12 protein-coding genes are annotated in these 16387 nt (G+C 63.5%); 5 read left to right on the plus strand and 7 right to left on the minus strand.

Features of this window, described 5'->3' with window-relative positions:
• The first annotated feature begins 12 nt into the window (after nucleotides 1–12).
• The 5 genes from C2R25_RS08215 to C2R25_RS08235 all read left to right on the plus strand — a co-directional run bounded on the left by C2R25_RS08215 (nucleotide 13) and on the right by C2R25_RS08235 (nucleotide 4314).
• Nucleotides 13–588 (plus strand): SRPBCC family protein, encoded by a 576-nt coding sequence (locus C2R25_RS08215; protein ID WP_103728764.1) that lies wholly within the window; start codon nucleotides 13–15, stop codon nucleotides 586–588.
• A complete protein-coding gene (locus tag C2R25_RS08220; RefSeq protein ID WP_103728765.1) occupies nucleotides 588–1778 on the plus strand; it encodes a zinc-dependent alcohol dehydrogenase in 1191 nt (396 codons plus the stop codon). Before C2R25_RS08215 ends, C2R25_RS08220 begins: the two co-directional genes overlap by 1 nt.
• 10 nt (nucleotides 1779–1788) lie before the next feature.
• Nucleotides 1789–2565: an SDR family oxidoreductase gene (locus C2R25_RS08225; RefSeq protein WP_103728766.1), complete on the plus strand. Its 777-nt coding sequence runs from the start codon at nucleotides 1789–1791 to the stop codon at nucleotides 2563–2565.
• An 80-nt stretch (nucleotides 2566–2645) separates the two neighbouring features.
• On the plus strand, nucleotides 2646–3419 hold the full coding sequence (locus C2R25_RS08230; protein WP_103728767.1) for a histidine phosphatase family protein: 774 nt from the start codon (nucleotides 2646–2648) through the stop codon (nucleotides 3417–3419).
• The gene (locus tag C2R25_RS08235) at nucleotides 3412–4314 is read left to right on the plus strand and encodes an NAD(P)H-hydrate dehydratase (protein WP_103728768.1); all 903 of its coding nucleotides are present in this window, start codon (nucleotides 3412–3414) and stop codon (nucleotides 4312–4314) included. The genes C2R25_RS08230 and C2R25_RS08235 overlap by 8 nt, the downstream gene beginning before the upstream one ends.
• Nucleotides 4315–4356: 42 nt before the next feature.
• On the opposite strand, the gene C2R25_RS08240 is transcribed toward C2R25_RS08235, so the two are convergent.
• The 7 genes from C2R25_RS08240 to C2R25_RS08270 form a co-directional block, all read right to left on the minus strand.
• Nucleotides 4357–5493: a S1C family serine protease gene (locus tag C2R25_RS08240; protein ID WP_103728769.1), complete on the minus strand. Its 1137-nt coding sequence runs from the start codon at nucleotides 5491–5493 to the stop codon at nucleotides 4357–4359.
• A gap of 60 nt (nucleotides 5494–5553) precedes the next feature.
• Nucleotides 5554–5868, minus strand: a complete 315-nt coding sequence (locus tag C2R25_RS08245; protein ID WP_146049630.1) for a hypothetical protein — start codon at nucleotides 5866–5868, stop codon at nucleotides 5554–5556.
• Between the two features lie 257 nt (nucleotides 5869–6125).
• Entirely contained in the window at nucleotides 6126–9197 is a 3072-nt protein-coding gene (murF, locus tag C2R25_RS08250; protein ID WP_103728771.1) for a UDP-N-acetylmuramoyl-tripeptide--D-alanyl-D-alanine ligase, read from the minus strand.
• Nucleotides 9194–10381, minus strand: coding sequence for an HlyD family type I secretion periplasmic adaptor subunit (locus tag C2R25_RS08255; RefSeq protein ID WP_103728772.1), 1188 nt, complete (start codon nucleotides 10379–10381; stop codon nucleotides 9194–9196). The genes murF and C2R25_RS08255 overlap by 4 nt, the downstream gene beginning before the upstream one ends.
• Complete coding sequence (locus C2R25_RS08260) at nucleotides 10378–12516, minus strand: type I secretion system permease/ATPase (protein ID WP_103728773.1); 2139 nt, start codon at nucleotides 12514–12516, stop codon at nucleotides 10378–10380. Before C2R25_RS08260 ends, C2R25_RS08255 begins: the two co-directional genes overlap by 4 nt.
• Complete coding sequence (locus C2R25_RS08265; protein ID WP_233203836.1) at nucleotides 12513–13703, minus strand: TolC family protein; 1191 nt, start codon at nucleotides 13701–13703, stop codon at nucleotides 12513–12515. Before C2R25_RS08265 ends, C2R25_RS08260 begins: the two co-directional genes overlap by 4 nt.
• A 231-nt stretch (nucleotides 13704–13934) precedes the next feature.
• On the minus strand, nucleotides 13935–16387 hold a 2453-nt coding region (locus tag C2R25_RS08270; protein WP_233203838.1), incomplete at its 5' end, for a BapA/Bap/LapF family large adhesin.

A 16387-nucleotide genomic window follows, 5' to 3' on the forward strand; every position in this document is an offset into this window, starting at 1 on the left:
GCAGGAGCTATCATGACTGATGCTGGCGACGACGCGCCGCTCTCTACGAAGAAGGACGGCCATTCCTCGCAGGATGCGGCCTCTCTGGGCCTGGAAGCGCGAGGCGGGGACCTCCTTGCCCGCTCCGTGACGATCAACAGGCCAAAAGCCGAACTCTACCGCTTCTGGCGAGACTTCTCCAACCTGCCGAAGATCATGGACAACATAGTCCGGATCGATGTGATCGATCAGCAGACCAGCCACTGGGTGGTCAAAGGCCCCGGCGGCAAGGAAGTCGAATGGGACGCGACGATCACGCAGGACCTGCCCGACGAAGCGATCGCCTGGGCCTCCAAGGACGCGTCCGACATTTCGAACAGCGGCCGTATCGAATTTCGCGACGCGGGCCTGCGCGGCACGGTCGTGACCGCGACGATCCTGTACGATGCCCCCGCCGGGCTGGTCGGCAAGGCTATCGCCAAACTTTCGCAGCGTGAGCCCGGCATCCAGGCCCGGCGTGACCTACGGCGCTTCAAGCAGCTGATGGAAACAGGCGAAATCGCCACCAACGCGCGTACCCGCAAGCAGCACGAAGAGGAGATGGCCTGATGCGCGCTCTCGCCTGGCACGGCAAGCACGACGTACGCGTCGATACAGTTGACGATCCCGAAATCGTAAATCCCCGTGACGCCATCATCAAGGTCACGTCCACCGCCATTTGCGGCTCGGACCTGCATCTTTATGACGGCTACATACCGACCATGAAGGCGGGAGACATCCTTGGCCACGAGTTCATGGGCGAAGTCGTCGAGACGGGACCGGAATCGACCTTGAAGAAGGGGCAGCGGGTCGTCGTTCCCTTCACAATCTCCTGCGGCAGTTGCTATCATTGCGGAAAGCAGCAGTACTCCGCCTGCGACAACGGCAACCCGGCCGATAACCAGGACATCGCTCAGGAACTGTACGGACAGCCGATGTCCGGCCTGTTCGGGTACAGCCACATGACCGGCGGCTATGCTGGCGGCCAGGCTGAGTATGTCCGCGTACCGTTCTCCGACGTTGGGCCCATCGTGGTTCCGGACGGCGTGGAGGACGACAAGGTGCTGTTCCTCTCCGATATCCTTCCGACCGGGTGGCAGGCAGCCGAATATGCGGAGATCGAGCCCGGCGACACCGTCGCCGTCTGGGGCTGCGGGCCGGTCGGCCTCTTCTCGGTTCAATCCGCCTTCCTGATGGGCGCGGAGCGGGTGATCGCCATCGACCATTTCCCGCATCGCCTTGAACTTGCGAAGAAGTTCGGCGCCGAGACGATCAACTTCGAGGAAACCAAAACCTACGAAGCGCTGATGGAGATGACCGGCGGCATCGGTCCGGACGCGGTCATCGACGCTGTCGGGCTCGAAGCACACGGCTTCTTCGTCGACAACGTCATCGACCAGATCAAAGCGTCTCTGTTCCTCGGCACGGACCGCCCTCATTCCATCCGCCAGGCGATCATCGCCTGTCGGAAGGGCGGGCGCGTCTCCATGCCGGCCGTTTATGGCGGCTTCGTGGACAAGTTCCCGCTGGGTGCCTTCATGGAAAAGGGCCTGACACTCAAGACGGGTCAGACTCACGTGCAGCGTTATCTGCCCGGCCTGCTGAACGCCATCATGGAAGGCAAGATCGACACGACCTTCCTCATCAGCCACCGCCTGCCGCTGAGCCAGGGGCCCGACGGGTACCGCATGTTCCATGACAAGCAGAACGAGGTCACCAAAATCGTTCTGAAGCCCGACATGGACCGCGTCGCCACCTGAGGAGAATGCCATGCGCCAACTTGCTATCGTTACGGGAGCCTCCACCGGAATCGGCTTCGAACTAGCCCATATAGCCGCCCAGAATGGGTATGACCTGCTCGTGGCGGCCGACGAGCCGCTGATCGAGGCCGCCGCCCGCGATCTGGAGGCGCATGGCACCCAGGTCCGCTCCGTGGAATGTGACCTGTCCACCATGGAGGGGGTGGACCGTCTCCTGGAAGCCGCGCAGGGGTCCACCATAGACGTACTGTGTGCCAATGCCGGTCGCGGGCTTGGTCATGCTTTTCTGGAGCAGGATGTCGCCGACTGGCGCCGCGTGATCGACACGAACGTCACAGGCACGGTGTACCTGCTCCAGCGCGTGCTCAAGGACATGGTGGCGCGCAACGCGGGCAAGGTGCTTGTCACCGGCTCGATTGCGGGGCTGATGCCCGGCACATACCAGGCGGTCTACAACGCCACGAAGGCCTTCATCGACAACTTCACCGATGGCCTGCGCGGCGAGTTGAAGGGCGTGGAAGGTGTCACTCTGACCACCCTGATGCCTGGCCCCACGGAAACCGAGTTTTTTGAACGCGGCGACCTGCTGGATACGAACGTGGGCACCAGCAAAAAGGATGATCCCGCGAAGGTCGCAAAGGATGGCTGGGACGCCCTGTTCTCCGGCAAGTCTCACATCGTGTCGGGATGGAAGAACAAGATACAGGCCGCCGCGAGCCACGTCACGCCAACCCCGGTGCTCGCCGAAATGCACCGCCGGATGGCGGAGCCGGGGAGCGGCGAATGACGCCCTCTGCCGGCTTCGTGCCGAGGACAAAGCGAGCATAGCGGCAGGAACAAGCCTGCCTCCTGCCGCATTGTCATGGCATGACAGACTCTCGATCAGGGGCCTCGCGTTGGCCCAGCGTGCTGTGGCTGATCCGTCATGGCCAGAGCGCAGGCAATGTTGCACGCGATCTGGCTCATGAGGGCGGCCTACACCGCATCGAACTCGACCATCGCGACGTCGACGTGCCGCTCTCCGATCTAGGCCATGAGCAGGCAGGAGCGCTCGGTCGCTGGTTCGCGTCCGGCGAGGAGGGGGAGCGACCCGAGGTCATCCTGTGCAGCCCCTATGTCCGCGCGGTACAGACAGCCGAGGCATTCCGCGCGGCCGGTGGGTGCAGCCCGGACCTGCGGATCTGCATCGACGAGCGCCTGCGCGAAAAGGAATTCGGCATTCTCGACGGGCTGACGACTCCCGGCGTCCGCGAATTGCAGCCTGAGCAGGCACATTTCAGACAGGTGTTGGGCAAGTTCTATCACCGTCCGCCCGGCGGCGAGAGCTGGGTGGACGTCATCTTCCGTTTGCGAGCGCTGCTGGACACGGTATCGCTTCATTATTCCGGCAAGCGCGTGATGATCGTGGCGCACCAGGTCGTCGTCCTGTGCATGCGGTACATCATCGAGCAGATGAGCGAGGCGGAGATCCTCTCCGTAGATGCGCAGGGCGATGTCGCAAACTGCTCTGTCACGCAGTACCGGTTCGATCCGGAAGCCGGACGTCTGGCGTTGACTCACTACAACATCGTCGCTCCGATGGAGCAGGAAGGCACGCCTGCCACTGCGGAGCCCGATCACATGGTCGCTGCCCGTGGCTGAGCACACGGCGCCAAGCCCGACTGTGATCGATGCCCGGTGGCTTCGCGAACACCCACTGCCGCAACCGGAGAACAACACGGATAAGAATGCGCGCGGTCGCGTCCTTGTCGTGGGCGGGAGCATTACGGTGCCGGGCGGAATACGCCTGACCGCAGAGGGCGCCTTGCGCGCGGGTGCCGGCAAAGTCCGCATCGCCACGGTCGAAGGCGCAGCTCTGCCGCTGGGCGTGCTGATACCCGAAGCAGCGGTCGTCGCTCTCCCGATGGATGAGGCGGGCGAGGTGCAGGGCACCGACCCTTCCCTCGAGGCTCAGCTTGGGCGATGCGACACGCTCATCGTCGGTCCGGCCATGTCCGGCGCAGACCAGGCCTGCCGGCTGGTGGAAGGCCTTCTGTCCGTCTCGGATTTCAAGGGCGGGGTCGTCATCGACGCGGCTGCGCTGCTGAGGCTGGGCGAACATGCACACAAGCTCAGGACGCGCGATGTTCCCGCAGTGCTGACACCGCACATCGGAGAGATGGCAGGCATGCTCGGCCTCACCGCCGAGGAGATCGAGGATGATCGCGCCCGCGCGGCTCTTGCTGCTGCCCGGCAGTTCGGCAGTGTCGTCGTATTGAAGGGCGCCAGCACATGGATTGCGCATCCTGACGGAAGGCTCCTCTTCTACGGAGGCGGGGGCGTGGGTCTTGCCACGGGCGGATCGGGCGATGTGCTTGCCGGTGTGGTCGGCGGCATACTGGCGCGTGGGTGCGATCCCCTGTGTGCTGCCGCCTGGTCCGTCTGGCTCCATGGGGAAGCGGGCAGGCGCTGCGCCGAAACCGTCGGGCCATTGGGATTCCTGGCTCGAGAGCTTCTGCCATTCCTCCCCGGACTGATGGCGTCCGGCGCCCTGTAACTCGCGGCCTCCCGCCAAGACAAGACGGCCGATAGGAGCGCGTCAGCTTGCGCTGCCGTCCGCTCCCAACTCGACCCGCACCTGCCGCTCCTGCTCCTGCTTCATGACGGTCAGCGTGACCACATCGCCGACCTTGAAGTCATCGAGCCGTGACAGCAACGCGCCCACCGTAGGAACCTCCCGCCCTTCCACGGCTGTGATAATGTCGCCCGGCGTTACGCCCTGCGGGCCGGTCGCCATGCCGGACAGGCCTGCCGCCGCTGCCGGGGAGCCGGATTGCACCGCCAGCACAAAGACGCCCTTGGCACCCGTCCGCTCGTTCAACCGTGCGTTGACCTGCTCATCCACCTCAATGCCAAGCGAGGGTCGCACATACCGTCCGCTGCGGGCAAGCTGCGGTATCACGCGCCGGACAGTGTCGACCGGAACAGCGAAACCGATCCCGGCCGACGCTCCCGAGGGACTGTAGATCGCCGTGTTGATCCCGATGAGACGCCCGCTTGAGTCCAGCAGCGGCCCCCCGGAGTTTCCGGGGTTGATAGCTGCATCGGTCTGTATGAGCTGCTGGATGTCGGGTCCGCTCTCGCTTGGAAGCGTGCGGTTCAGGGCTGAAATGATACCCGTGGTGAAGGTCCAGTCGAGGCCGAAGGGATTGCCGATGGCGAACACCTTCTGGCCGACCTTGAGGTCTGCGCTCGTGCCCAGCGGTACGGGACGCGGGCGGCGCAGCCCGACGCCGATGCGCAGCAGTGCCAGATCATGCTGCGGGCTCACGCCTACCAGCGCCGCCTGGTACTTGCGCCCATCCGCCAGTTGCACCGTCGCGCCCGAAGCGCCCTGTATCACATGGAAGTTAGTTACCACGTGTCCCGCGTCATCCCAGATAAAGCCGGAACCGGAACCCTGAGGCGTGGAAAAAATATTGCGGGTCCAGGCATCCTGAACAAGTTGGGAGGTGGAGATGAAGACGACCGATCCCCGTGACTTCTCGAAGAGCTCGATCGTAGCCTTCTCATCCGCCGCGAGATCACCCCGCGCCGTCACCAGTCTTTCGCCGGTGGTGCTCGCATCCCTGCCGGGCGCAACTGAGAAATAGTACCAGACGAGTGCAAGCAGACCCACGACCGCCATCACGGGCAGCAGGCGCGAGCGGGAGGGTGTTCTACGGGCGTTTCGCATACGGCAGAGTTGCCGCGAAGGGTATCAGTGCGTCAAGGCTCCCGGTGCGCCATCGGCGTTTTACCGCTGCGGGGCCAATGGCTCATCCGCAGCCGCTGCTCTGGGCACGAATGGCCGCGGTGTCGCAGGCGCCGCGGGTGGCGCACCAAAGACCTCATCGAGCATGGCAAGCATCGCCGTCCGCCCCTTGGAGGTAAGCTGAACAATGACGCGCCGCTGGTCCAGCATGTCGGGGATGCGCTCAAGAAAGCCTGCGCTCTCCAGCCTGTCAATGCGTCGCATCGCAGAGGCGGCGGACTCGCCCGAGGCAATCATGAGTTGTTTGACAAAGAGGATGCCGCCCTCCTCCCCGCTGATGAACAGCTCTAGCATCATGTCCCAGGCAGTATCCCGAAACAGGCTGCGGGGCTCGAGAGCCGCGATTTTTCGTCGCGCGCGCAGGAGCTGCCTTGCACCTTCCACCAGCGCCCTTTCCGCGACGCTCCGACTTTGGGCAACGCTTGCCGGCGCGTCGATGCGCCGGCCCGAAGCGTTCAGCCACGTGTGATCTAGCGTTCCGACTGTTCAACTCCCCGCTATATTTTTAAAGAAAAACAATCAGCTCCAATTCTTAACAAAGAGATAACGGCAAATCAGCATGATCCCGTGCGAGGCTGACCGCGTTCTACAAACCAGTTAGCGACATCATACAACCGGGTTGCATGCGACCCTTTCAACAAGATCACATCACCCTCTTCTATTTGCGTGTTCAACATAGCCTTCAGAACATCCAGAGATTTCGGTCTACCACCTCGCGCGCCTGGGGGAAGATTCTTCCAGAAGCCATCGAAGAGGTCACCCAGGGTGTAGATTTCGTCGATGCGGTTCTTCACGCAAGAGGCTGCAAGCTGCGTGTGGTACTCGGGAGCATCCGGCCCCAGTTCCAGCATCTCTCCTAGCACGGCAATCCGTCTTCCCTTCGTTGGCGTGGTGCCCAGCAGCGCGAAAGCGGCTTCCATGGAGCCCGGACTGGCGTTGTACGTTTCGTCGATCAGGTGGATATTGCGTCCATTCAGCTGCAGCCGCATTTCGCTGCCGCGCCCTGCGACGGGTTTGAATGTTTGCAGCGCAGCGATGGCAGCGCTGATATCCCGCCCGAGGAGGCTGACGGCCGAAAGGGTTGCCAGACTGTTGAGCGCCATGTGCTCCCCTCCGGCGCCGAGGGTGTACTCCACCGGGCATCCGCGAATGTCGGCGACGACGCGGCGTGCCGCCGGATCGTAATCGATCAGGCGGAAGTCAGCGTCTGCACAGCGCCCATAGTTGAAGACATCCAGCCCCCTCGACCGCGCCTGCAGCTGAACATGGTGCCATTCGGCCATGTCCCTGTTCAGGATCGCTATGCCGCCGGGCTTCATGCCGCTGAAGATGCGGCTCTTGCGGGCAGCGATCGTGGCGAGATCGCGGTGATACTCCAGATGCGCGGGAAGGATGTTCGTAAAGATCGCGATATCGGGAGATGCGAGGCGGGCGTTCTGCTCCATGCGCCCGATGGCGAGTTCGAGAACCGTATGTGGCGCGTCCCAGGGCACTGACGCGAGATTCCATGCGACACCATGAGGAAGGTTGGCATTGAACCGCGTTTGCCCCACCGTTCCGAAGGCGGACAGCGCCTGTGCGAGCATGGCGACCGTCGTCGTCTTCCCGGCAGTCCCGGTCACCGCCACCACCTTGCCGCTCATCCTCTCCCGTGCGTAGCGGCCGAGCGAGAGAATGGCATCGCCCGTATCCTTGACCTGCAGGACCGGAGCGCCAAGGCTATTCGCGTCGCCCGCGTCCTGGGTGATGACGGCGGCGGGAGAAGACGCGAGTTCCCGTATTTGCCGCGGCTTCACGCCCTTGCCCGTAGTGTCGGGGGCGGCCACGACCATTTCGCCGGGCCGCATCGTTGGGCCAAAGATGCAGAGACCCTGCGCCGTCCATCCCGCTTCGGGCGGCACCGTCCAGATCCCGCCGGTCGCCCGTGCCACATCGGCGGCTCGCCAGTGACGGCCGCTCTGCTCCAGCAGGGCAGCCCCCTCGCGAACGGCGGCGTCAAGCAAGTGCTGGCGGTAGGCCACGAGGCCCGAGAGGTAATGCTCCACGTCGTCGATACGCACGCGAAAGGCATGATGGCGAATGAAGAAGCTGCCAACGATCCGGGCGGGATTCCGATAGAACATCGCCAGTTCGGGCCAGAAATGACCGTTGAGCAGATGGCGCGCCCGCCGATGCAGTGCCTTGTAAAACAAGGCCACGTCGAAATCATCGAGCAATTGCCTGCAGCGAGCGTCCCCTTGCAGACGGCACAGCATCTTCTCCGCCGCCGTCATCAGCTCCAGAAGGGTTGGAAAGGTCGTGACGCGATTGGCAACGAAGTCGAGATAATCCCGAACGTTGTCGAGACCGACGCGGTAGTAGCGTTCCTCCGGGCGATAGCGGGTCAGCTCATCGACACAGTAACCCAGCCAGTGATCGTGCGCCTTCCAGTGCTCCGCGCGAAGGAAGTGCTCGAAGGCGCGTTCGACCGCCGCAAGCCAGCGCGCGTTACCGGAAAAGGCGTACAACCGCATGAGGCTGAAAGCAGCTTCTCCATCATAGTAGATTATCCGAAAGTCCTGCTTCACCTGGAGGCCGGGATAAGCGAGAACATGCGTGAACCGGCCGCTCTCCTTGTCCTGCATGTAGAGGATGCCCTCTGCCAGCGCATCCATCAGGAGGACATGCTGCCTGTCCCCAGTCAGTTCGGCATGCTTGCAGAGCGCAAGGACGGCAACGGCATTGCCCCCCAGCTTGATCTCGGCTCCGGTGTCGACGAGGAATGCGGCCTCACACCCGTCCGGAAGGGGCAAGCGGGCGATCAGCGTCTCAGTCAGGCATCGCAGGGCGCGATCTATGGCAGCCTTGAGAACCGCGTCGCGTGTGACGCTCCATGCCTCCAGCATCGCGTAGAGCGTACTCGCGTGACGCAGGCTGTTGTAGGCCGGGATGGGCCTGTCGAAGCACGGGTGCCAGCCATAGTTGAACCGGCCGTCTTCCTGCACCTGCATTGCAAGATAGGTGCTGCCCGCAATGATGAGACGCAGCACCTGGTGGGCATCCAGCCGTTCGACCACACGGCGCCCGGCCTCCAGCCCGCCGCCGCCCTGGATGCGATGCAGTTCGCCGCCTTCATCGACGAAGAGCCCGCTGGTCGTGAAGAGCCAGATCGGCGCCTGATCACCGAAGTCCACTTGCTCCAGGCCATGCCGTTTCCTGGCGTAGATCCGGAAGTTGTTCTCGTTGAGAACCGCGTTGCTTTTCTGCGCGCCGCCATAAAGCATGGCGTTGGCGTTAAGCTCGGTTTCTAGGAAGGCGTGCCTGAAGTCCGGGCTCAGCGAGAGGCCCAGACGAAAGTAATTGCGCTTGATCCTGCTCAGTTGCTGGCGAACTGCCCCCCAGTGAGAAGGTTCGAAGGCGTCGATCCAGTCGAGCCGCAGCCAGCGTGGTTCGACGCCGCTGGCCTCAACACATTCGATTCCCTGCTGCCACGCGTCGTCAAGCGAAACGGCGGTCGAAGTGATGACCGTTGCCTGCCGCGAACCGTCGGTCCACGAGAAGAAGAGCACGAACAGCGCGCCCGCGTCCGTGACGACCGGCCGTATGTGTGCAGCCGCCGCGCGGAGCGCTGAAAAATGGTCCCTCATCTCTCACGCAGCGCTTCGCGCGCGCGGTTGAAGGGCTTCAGAAGGTACTGCAGGACCGTTTTCTGCCCCGTGTGGACATCCACCGTGGCCATCATGCCGGGCACGATAGGAAAGCGCTTGCCCGCCTTGTTCACCAGCGCGTCGGATCTGGTCCGGATGAAGACGCGGTAGTAGAAGATGTCCGGCTTGACTTCGTCCTGGATCGTGTCGGGCGAGATGGTGGTGACTTCGCCCTCAAGGCCGCCGTAGATCGCGTAATCGTAGGCGGTCACCTTCACGGTAGCGCGCTGGCCGGGATGAATGAATGCGATGTCGCGGGGGGACATTCGCGCTTCGATCAGCAGCTGGTCGTCGACCGGTATGATCTGCATGATCTCGCCGTTAGGGGGTATGACGCCGCCGACGGTCGATACTTCGATGCTTTTCACGACACCGCTCACCGGCGATCGCAGCGTGAGGCGCTTCAACGTGTCGGCACGCCCCCGCACCACGGGCGCCAAGGCCGTCACCTCCTCGTTCGCCTTGGCCAGCTGCTGACGCGCCTCAACCAGGTATTGCGATCGCAGATCCGCCTTCTTGAGTTCCAGTTCTGCACGCTGGCGCTTGAGCCGAATGACTTCCACGCTGCTGGCGGCGCCCACTTCGATGAGCGATTCACCGATCGCCACTTCCTTGCGGATGAGGCCAAGGGACTCGTCGATCAGCGAAAGGGAGCTGGCCAGACTGCGCCGCCGTGTCTCATACAACCGTGTTTCCGCCGCCTTCAGGTCTGCGTAGTCGTCAAGTTCCGCAGGAAAGGTGAGCGGGGTCTGATTGACCTCCGCCTGAAGGCGGGCGGACGCGGCGAGGGCGGCGTGGTATTTCGCCGCACTCTCCTCCACGGTGGAGCCGGCCTGCGTCGGATCGAGCTGGGCAAGGACTTGCCCCGGCTTTACGATATCGTCCTGGCGCACCAGCAACTTCGCCAGGATGCCGCCTTCCAGTGACTGGATCACCTGTTCACGGCTGGTCGGCACGACCCGACCGGTGCCGGTCGCCACCTCGTCGAGTTCAGCGAACCACGCCCAGGTCAGCAGAACCAGAAACAGCGCCGCAACCACCCAAACGAGACGGGTGGCCAGCCTGTAGCGATCATCCTTCTCTTCCTCGAAAAGCCAGTCGTCCGTGTTGCTCCAAGCGTTCACGCAGCCCTCCCCTGCATCGTGAGCAGCGCATCTTCCTTGCTCTGGTCCAGGGTGATGAGGCCGTTATGGACCACGATCACCCGGTCCACGAGATCCAGGACCCGCATACGATGCGTCGCCACCACGACCGTGCGCGCATGGCTGTATTCGCGAAAACGCGCGAGAAAGAGACGCTCTGCGGCATCGTCCATGGACGCCGTCGGCTCATCGAGAAGGACGACCCTCGGTTGCCGGATCAGCAGCCGCGCCAGCAGCAGCGACTGCACCTGCCCGCCCGACAGACCCTCGCCTCCTTCCTGCACGACGTAATCGAGGCCGGACGGGATGCGCCGGATGAACTCATCCGCGCCCACCATCCGCAGAGCTTCGAGGATATCCTCCGAAGTCGACTGCGGTGCGCCGAGAACAAGATTGTCGCGGATGGTGCCATGAAAGAGGCGACTGTTCTGCGTGAGAAGGCCCACATCGCGCCGCACGTCGGCAGGATCGATCTGGGCGAGCGCCAGATCATCCAGCAGGACTTCCCCCGATATCGGATGAAGCAGCCCCGACAGGGCCTGCAGCAGCGTTGACTTCCCGGCCCCATTGCGACCCAGCAAAGCGATCTTTTCACCCGGCCTGATGGCAAGATCGCGCACGGTGAGAGCCGGCGGAGAATTCGGATCTCCGTAGCGGAATACGGCGGAGCGCAGGGTGAAGTTGCCGGCGATTGCGGGCACGGCGATCCGGTGTTCATTGTCCGGATTGTCGACCGGCAGTTCCATGATCCTGTCGACGCTCTCCATCCCGAAGCGCGCCTGCTGCAAGCGGCTCAGGACCTGTGTGACCTGCGCCATGGGCGCCATCATGCGCGATCCCAGTATCGATGCGGCGACCAGCGCACCGGTGGTGAGATCGCCCTCCATGACCAGCGGTGCGCCGAAGAAGATGATCGTGGCATAGGCCGCGTTCTGTACGTTCTGCGTCCAGGCCATCAGGCTGTTCGTGAGTCCACGCAACTTCAGCTGCGCTTCTCCGGTGACGGAATTGAAGTGGTTCCATTGCTGCTGGAAACGGCTCTCCGCCTGCAGCGTCTTGATGTCGGCGTTGCGCTGGATGGACTCCACCAGCATCGCGTTGCGCAGCGCCGCTTCGCGCATGGCTTCATTCGCGTAGGCCCGCAGCTTCGGCTGTGCGAGAAGCCCCGGAAGAAGGAGAAGGATCAGGGCTCCGATCGGAACGAGCACTAGCCCCCCGCCGATGAACCAGAAAAGCACCAGGAACAGGAGGAAGAAAGGCAAATCCGCTATGGCTGCGATCGTGGTCGAGGTGAGCAGTTCGCGCACTTGCTCCAGGTCCCGCAGCTGCGCGATGAACGTCCCGGTGGACAGCGGGCGATCGCTGTTACGCACCCGCAGCGCGTGGCCGAAGACGCGATCCGAAATGCGCAGGTCCGCGCGCTTTCCAAGCGTATCGATGATGCTCATGCGCAGTCGGCGCAACAGGAAGTCGAACCCTATTGCGATGACGACCCCGAGGAACAGGATGTAGAGCGTGGGATAGGATGCAGCCGGAATGACGCGGTCATACACCTGCATCGAGAACAGGACTGTCGCCAGCCCCAGGATGTTGGTGATGAGCGATGCCGCAACGACATGCCCGTAGGATCGCCTGTCCTTCAGCAGCAGACGGCGCAGCCAGTGCTCCTCGTAGGGGCGGATGTATGTATCGACGCGAGCATCGGGCGCCGATCGCGCGGGACGGGCGACGACAAGCTGCGCGCACCTGCGTTTCAGCTCCTCCAGCGGAAGGACATGCGGCAGACCGCCCTCGCCACCCATGACGAGCGAAACGTCCCCCGCTTCGTCGACCGCGGTGACGACAGCAACCTCGCCACTGTGCAGTTCCACGACCAGCGGGAACCGGTCACCCGTCGATGTCAGCGCATCCTGAGCCGCGAAACGGATACGAAGCCCTGCCCCGCGGGCCATGCTCCTGATCCGCTCCGAAGGATCCTTTCCGCTTTCCCAGAGCCCCGCTATCCTGGCGTTCTGCGCCGATACCGAGAGCCTGTAATGGCGGGCAACGTAAAGGAACGCTTCTGTCCATGCCTCGCCCCTGAATGGGCGTGTGTCCTGTTCTGCCTGATCGGTCACAGCCTTACCCCCTCGACGACCAGCCCCGTCAACCTGAACGCTTCCCGCTCCTCCCCGGCATTGAACAGGCAGTCCACGTTGAGCCGCCGCAGGTCATGCCGCGTGTTCACCAGATCCAGCCGGACCTGCTGCAGTTCCTGCTCGGCGTTGAGCAGGTCGACCAGGGTGCGCGTACCCATTTCGAAGTACTGGAGGCGGTACAGTTCGCCCGTCTGGCTCATGCTGCGTTCGCGGCCGGTCAGCGTGACCACCAGATCGTTGAAGCTTCCGATCTGCCGCTGCGCTTCCGACAGCAGGCGGCTCACTTCGTTCCGGATGTTCGCTTCGGCGGCATCCGCAGCTTCAAGCGCATAGTTCGCGCCCCGGATCCGCGCACTGTTGGCCCCGCCACTGTAGAGCGAACTGGAGACATTTATGCCGAAGTTGTACTCCGCGCGGCGGGAGAACGGGTCGTTGATGTCGGTGGATGTCCCCGCACCCAGCGAAACCGTCGGCAGGGCGTTCGCTCGATTCCGATCAAGTTCCGCCTCCGCTTCGTCCCGCTGCGCCTGCACCTGCATGAGGGCAGGCACGCGCGCCCAATCCGGCTCGCCTCGCTCGCATGAGCGTTCGAGCCAAGGCGGCACCTCGGAGGAGACGGCGGGCGCCACTTCAACTCCGAGCAGGTGAACGAGATTGCTGACCCAGCGGCGCTGCTCCGCTTCGATCTGCTGCAGGATTGCTTCGCCCGCCTGGACGCGGGCCTGCGCCTGCAACGCGTCCGACCGCGTCGCCGCACCTTTCTGGAAGCGCTGGTCGACCAGGCCGCTGATGCTGCGGATCCGCTCCAGCTGTTCGAAGACCACGGATTGAAGCGCCCGGCTGCGCTGTATCTCGATGATAGCGTAGCTGGTGTCGCGAACCAGGCTATCCACTGCATAGAGAAGTTGCGCCCTGCCGACTTTCGTCCCGGCCTCGGCCAGGGCAACGGTGCTGGATACCTTGCCAAAATCAAAGATCATCTGCGATGCGGAAAGGTTGGCTCGGGGCCGCCAGCGGGCTCCACCGATGTTGTTGTAGCCGGTCCCGATCCCTCCTTCGATCTGCGGAAGGTATCCGGCTTCAGCCACTGCGATCTGCTGCTCCCGTGCATTGAGCCGGCCGACCGCTTCCGTCACGGCGGGATGCCATTCGACAACCTGCCTCACTGCATCTTCAAGCGTCAGCAAACGGCTATCGTCCGTTTGCGCGCCCACCGAACTGCAGGCACAGGCAAAGGCAATGATCACTAATGAACGAACTAAAGGAATTGCTCTGCCACTTGTAGAGCTTCGTCTTTTCATGATCCCCCTGGCACCCTCACGGAGTGATATTTTCACTTCCCTCTTGAACCGGGTGAGTTCACCTCACCTCCACCCGGTTCTCATACTATGTGATGACTAGATCAAGCTATGATTGCTCCATTGCTCATCCAGATTAGTGGATGGGGACATTTGCAGATAGCCAAGCGGATCATCCACGGGCGCCGTCCGGACGTCAGCCGCCGCTGCGGCCGTTGTGGCGGAATCAACGGCAGCAGCGACATCCGGCTCGGCACGGGCGAGATAGCCCTCGAGCACCTCTTCGACGGAACCCTGCCCTTCGAAGATCTCGTATTCGAAGTACCGGGCGGGAGCGGCACCCTCAGGTTCTCCGGAAGCGCTGAACGCCTGAAGATCGTCGAGTGGCACGGTCTCCGCGCCAAGGCTGAACGCCGCCATTGACGTCGGGGCCGCCGCTGCGCCCCCGGCTCCCGAGGGCTGCACCGTGATCTGCAGCGTTCCTTGCGCCACCTCCTCGGTGGGGTGGACGAGGCGATAGGTGAACGTCTCGATCCGGGCCACGTTCGAATAGGTCAGGTCCGGATCCAGCGTATAGGTATAGCTGCCGTTTGCAGAGAGGCTCAGAGTTCCATAGATTCCGTCGATCTGGAGAGGTGGCCCGTCCTCGACATCGGCAAACCCGCTGCGATCCGGATCATAAACCTGCACTTCGGTCAGCAGTGACCCGGGTTCGTCATTGGCAAGGATGTTCCCGGTGGCGGGGGTGGATCCCACGGCAACGAAGCGGTTCAGGTACGTCACATCGACATCACTGGTGACCGTGGCAACTGCCAGCGCCGAATTCAGGCTCGCCCGTACGCGGTACGTGCCGGCACCGAGACCCAGAGTTCCAAGATCGATGGTCGCGTCGTTGCCCAGAACGGTCAGCAGGGTTGAAAAGCTCTGCTGCGCGACCGGTGTCCATCCAGTGCCGCTTTGCCTTTCCACGAAGAGCGTGCCGTTTCCAAGCGCAGAGGCGGTGACGTCAAGGCTGACCGTGCCGCTCACCGCCGTATTGGATCCGATCACGAAGGAACCGCTGGTGTACCCTCCTGTGCCGAGGAGCGAGACCGTCGTGCCCGATGCATTGAAGAAGTTCGGATCCTGCACATTGGCCCACTGCACGGTGGCTGTGCCGAGATCGTTTCCGACCTGCACGGGGGCACCGTCAAGCGCGACTGCCAAGGTTGCGGAGCTGGATGAGACACCGTCCGAAAGCGTATACGTGAACCGATCGGTCTCACCTACCGCGCCGGGGTTGCCAATAGTGGAGTAGGTGTAGGTGCCATCGGCAGCGATCTGCAGAACACCGAAATCGCCGACGATCGTCGCCACTCCGCTCGTCGGCACAGCGATGGTGGTGCCATCACCGTCCGAGATGCTGACGATCACGGCGCCCCCTGCAAGATCGTCCGCACCGCCCTGCGCGTTGCCGGTCAGGACGTTGCCGCTGACCGCCTCGTTGGCGAACTCGTACTCCGTGACGGTCGCGGCGACGCTGGTTCCCTGCAGCAGCGTGAGCGTGTTGCTCAACAAGGTATCCGCGACCGCGCCAAGCACGGTGTCGAGCAGGCCCGGCAAATTGATCAGCGGATTGTTCAGCAGGGTGGTGAGCACACCCACCAGTCCGCCCACACCGGCGCCGGTGGTCGAGTCGAGAACCGGCTCCAGCAATCCGCGCGCCACGCCGCCCAGCGGGCCCAGGGCACCTGCCACCGCGTCGAGAACGAGCTCCTCGTTCTCTGGCCCGAGCACGACACCGGCCGCGCCCAATTCTTCCAGAGACACCCCATTCCCGTCCGGGTCCAGCAACTGCTCGAGCGCGCCCTCATCGTTGCGCACGACCACGCGGTAATCGCCGGGCGGAAGCCCTTCTACAATCGCGACAAGCGTGTTGTCCCCTGTCAGGCCAAGCACTTCCAGACCGGCGACGTCACCGAGTGGGGAGTTGGGTGTGACCGCCGAATACACGACATTCCCGGCCGCATCGATCAGGTCCACCCGGAACGCGTCCGCCACGGCCACCAGAGCGGTCTGGCTGATTTCGATCCGGACCGATGCTGTCCTGTCATCCGCCACAGTGATGGCAAGGGCGTTGTCCACGCCCACGTCCGATTCCAGCAGCCCGAGGACTTCCACATCGGTATCCGCGACGGTCGGGTAGGTCACGCTCGTCACGGCACCCAAGTCCAGGGCCGCATTGTCATCCACCGCCAGCGGCAGGTCGATGGTCACCGCCGGCAGGGTACCCGTGCTGCTGATATTGCCGGCGATGTCCGTCTGGCGCACCTGCACGGTGCCGGCGGGGTAGGTGCCCGGGGCCAGCTCGAAGCTGGTGCCGGTGCCTGCCTGCCATGTCGTTCCGCCGTCGGTGCTGTACTGCCAGCTGGCGCCCGGCTCGAGGCCGCCGACCGCGACGGTCGCGTCGCTGGTCACGCCGTCGTCTGGCGAGGTGCCGGTGTCCGTTGCGAGGGCGAGGCTGGGCGGTGCTGCGGTGAGGTCGATGGTCACAGGCGCCAGTGCGGCGGGGG

This window comes from Novosphingobium sp. HII-3, from assembly GCF_002916655.1.
Classification (GTDB): Bacteria; Pseudomonadota; Alphaproteobacteria; order Sphingomonadales; family Sphingomonadaceae; genus Novosphingobium; species Novosphingobium panipatense.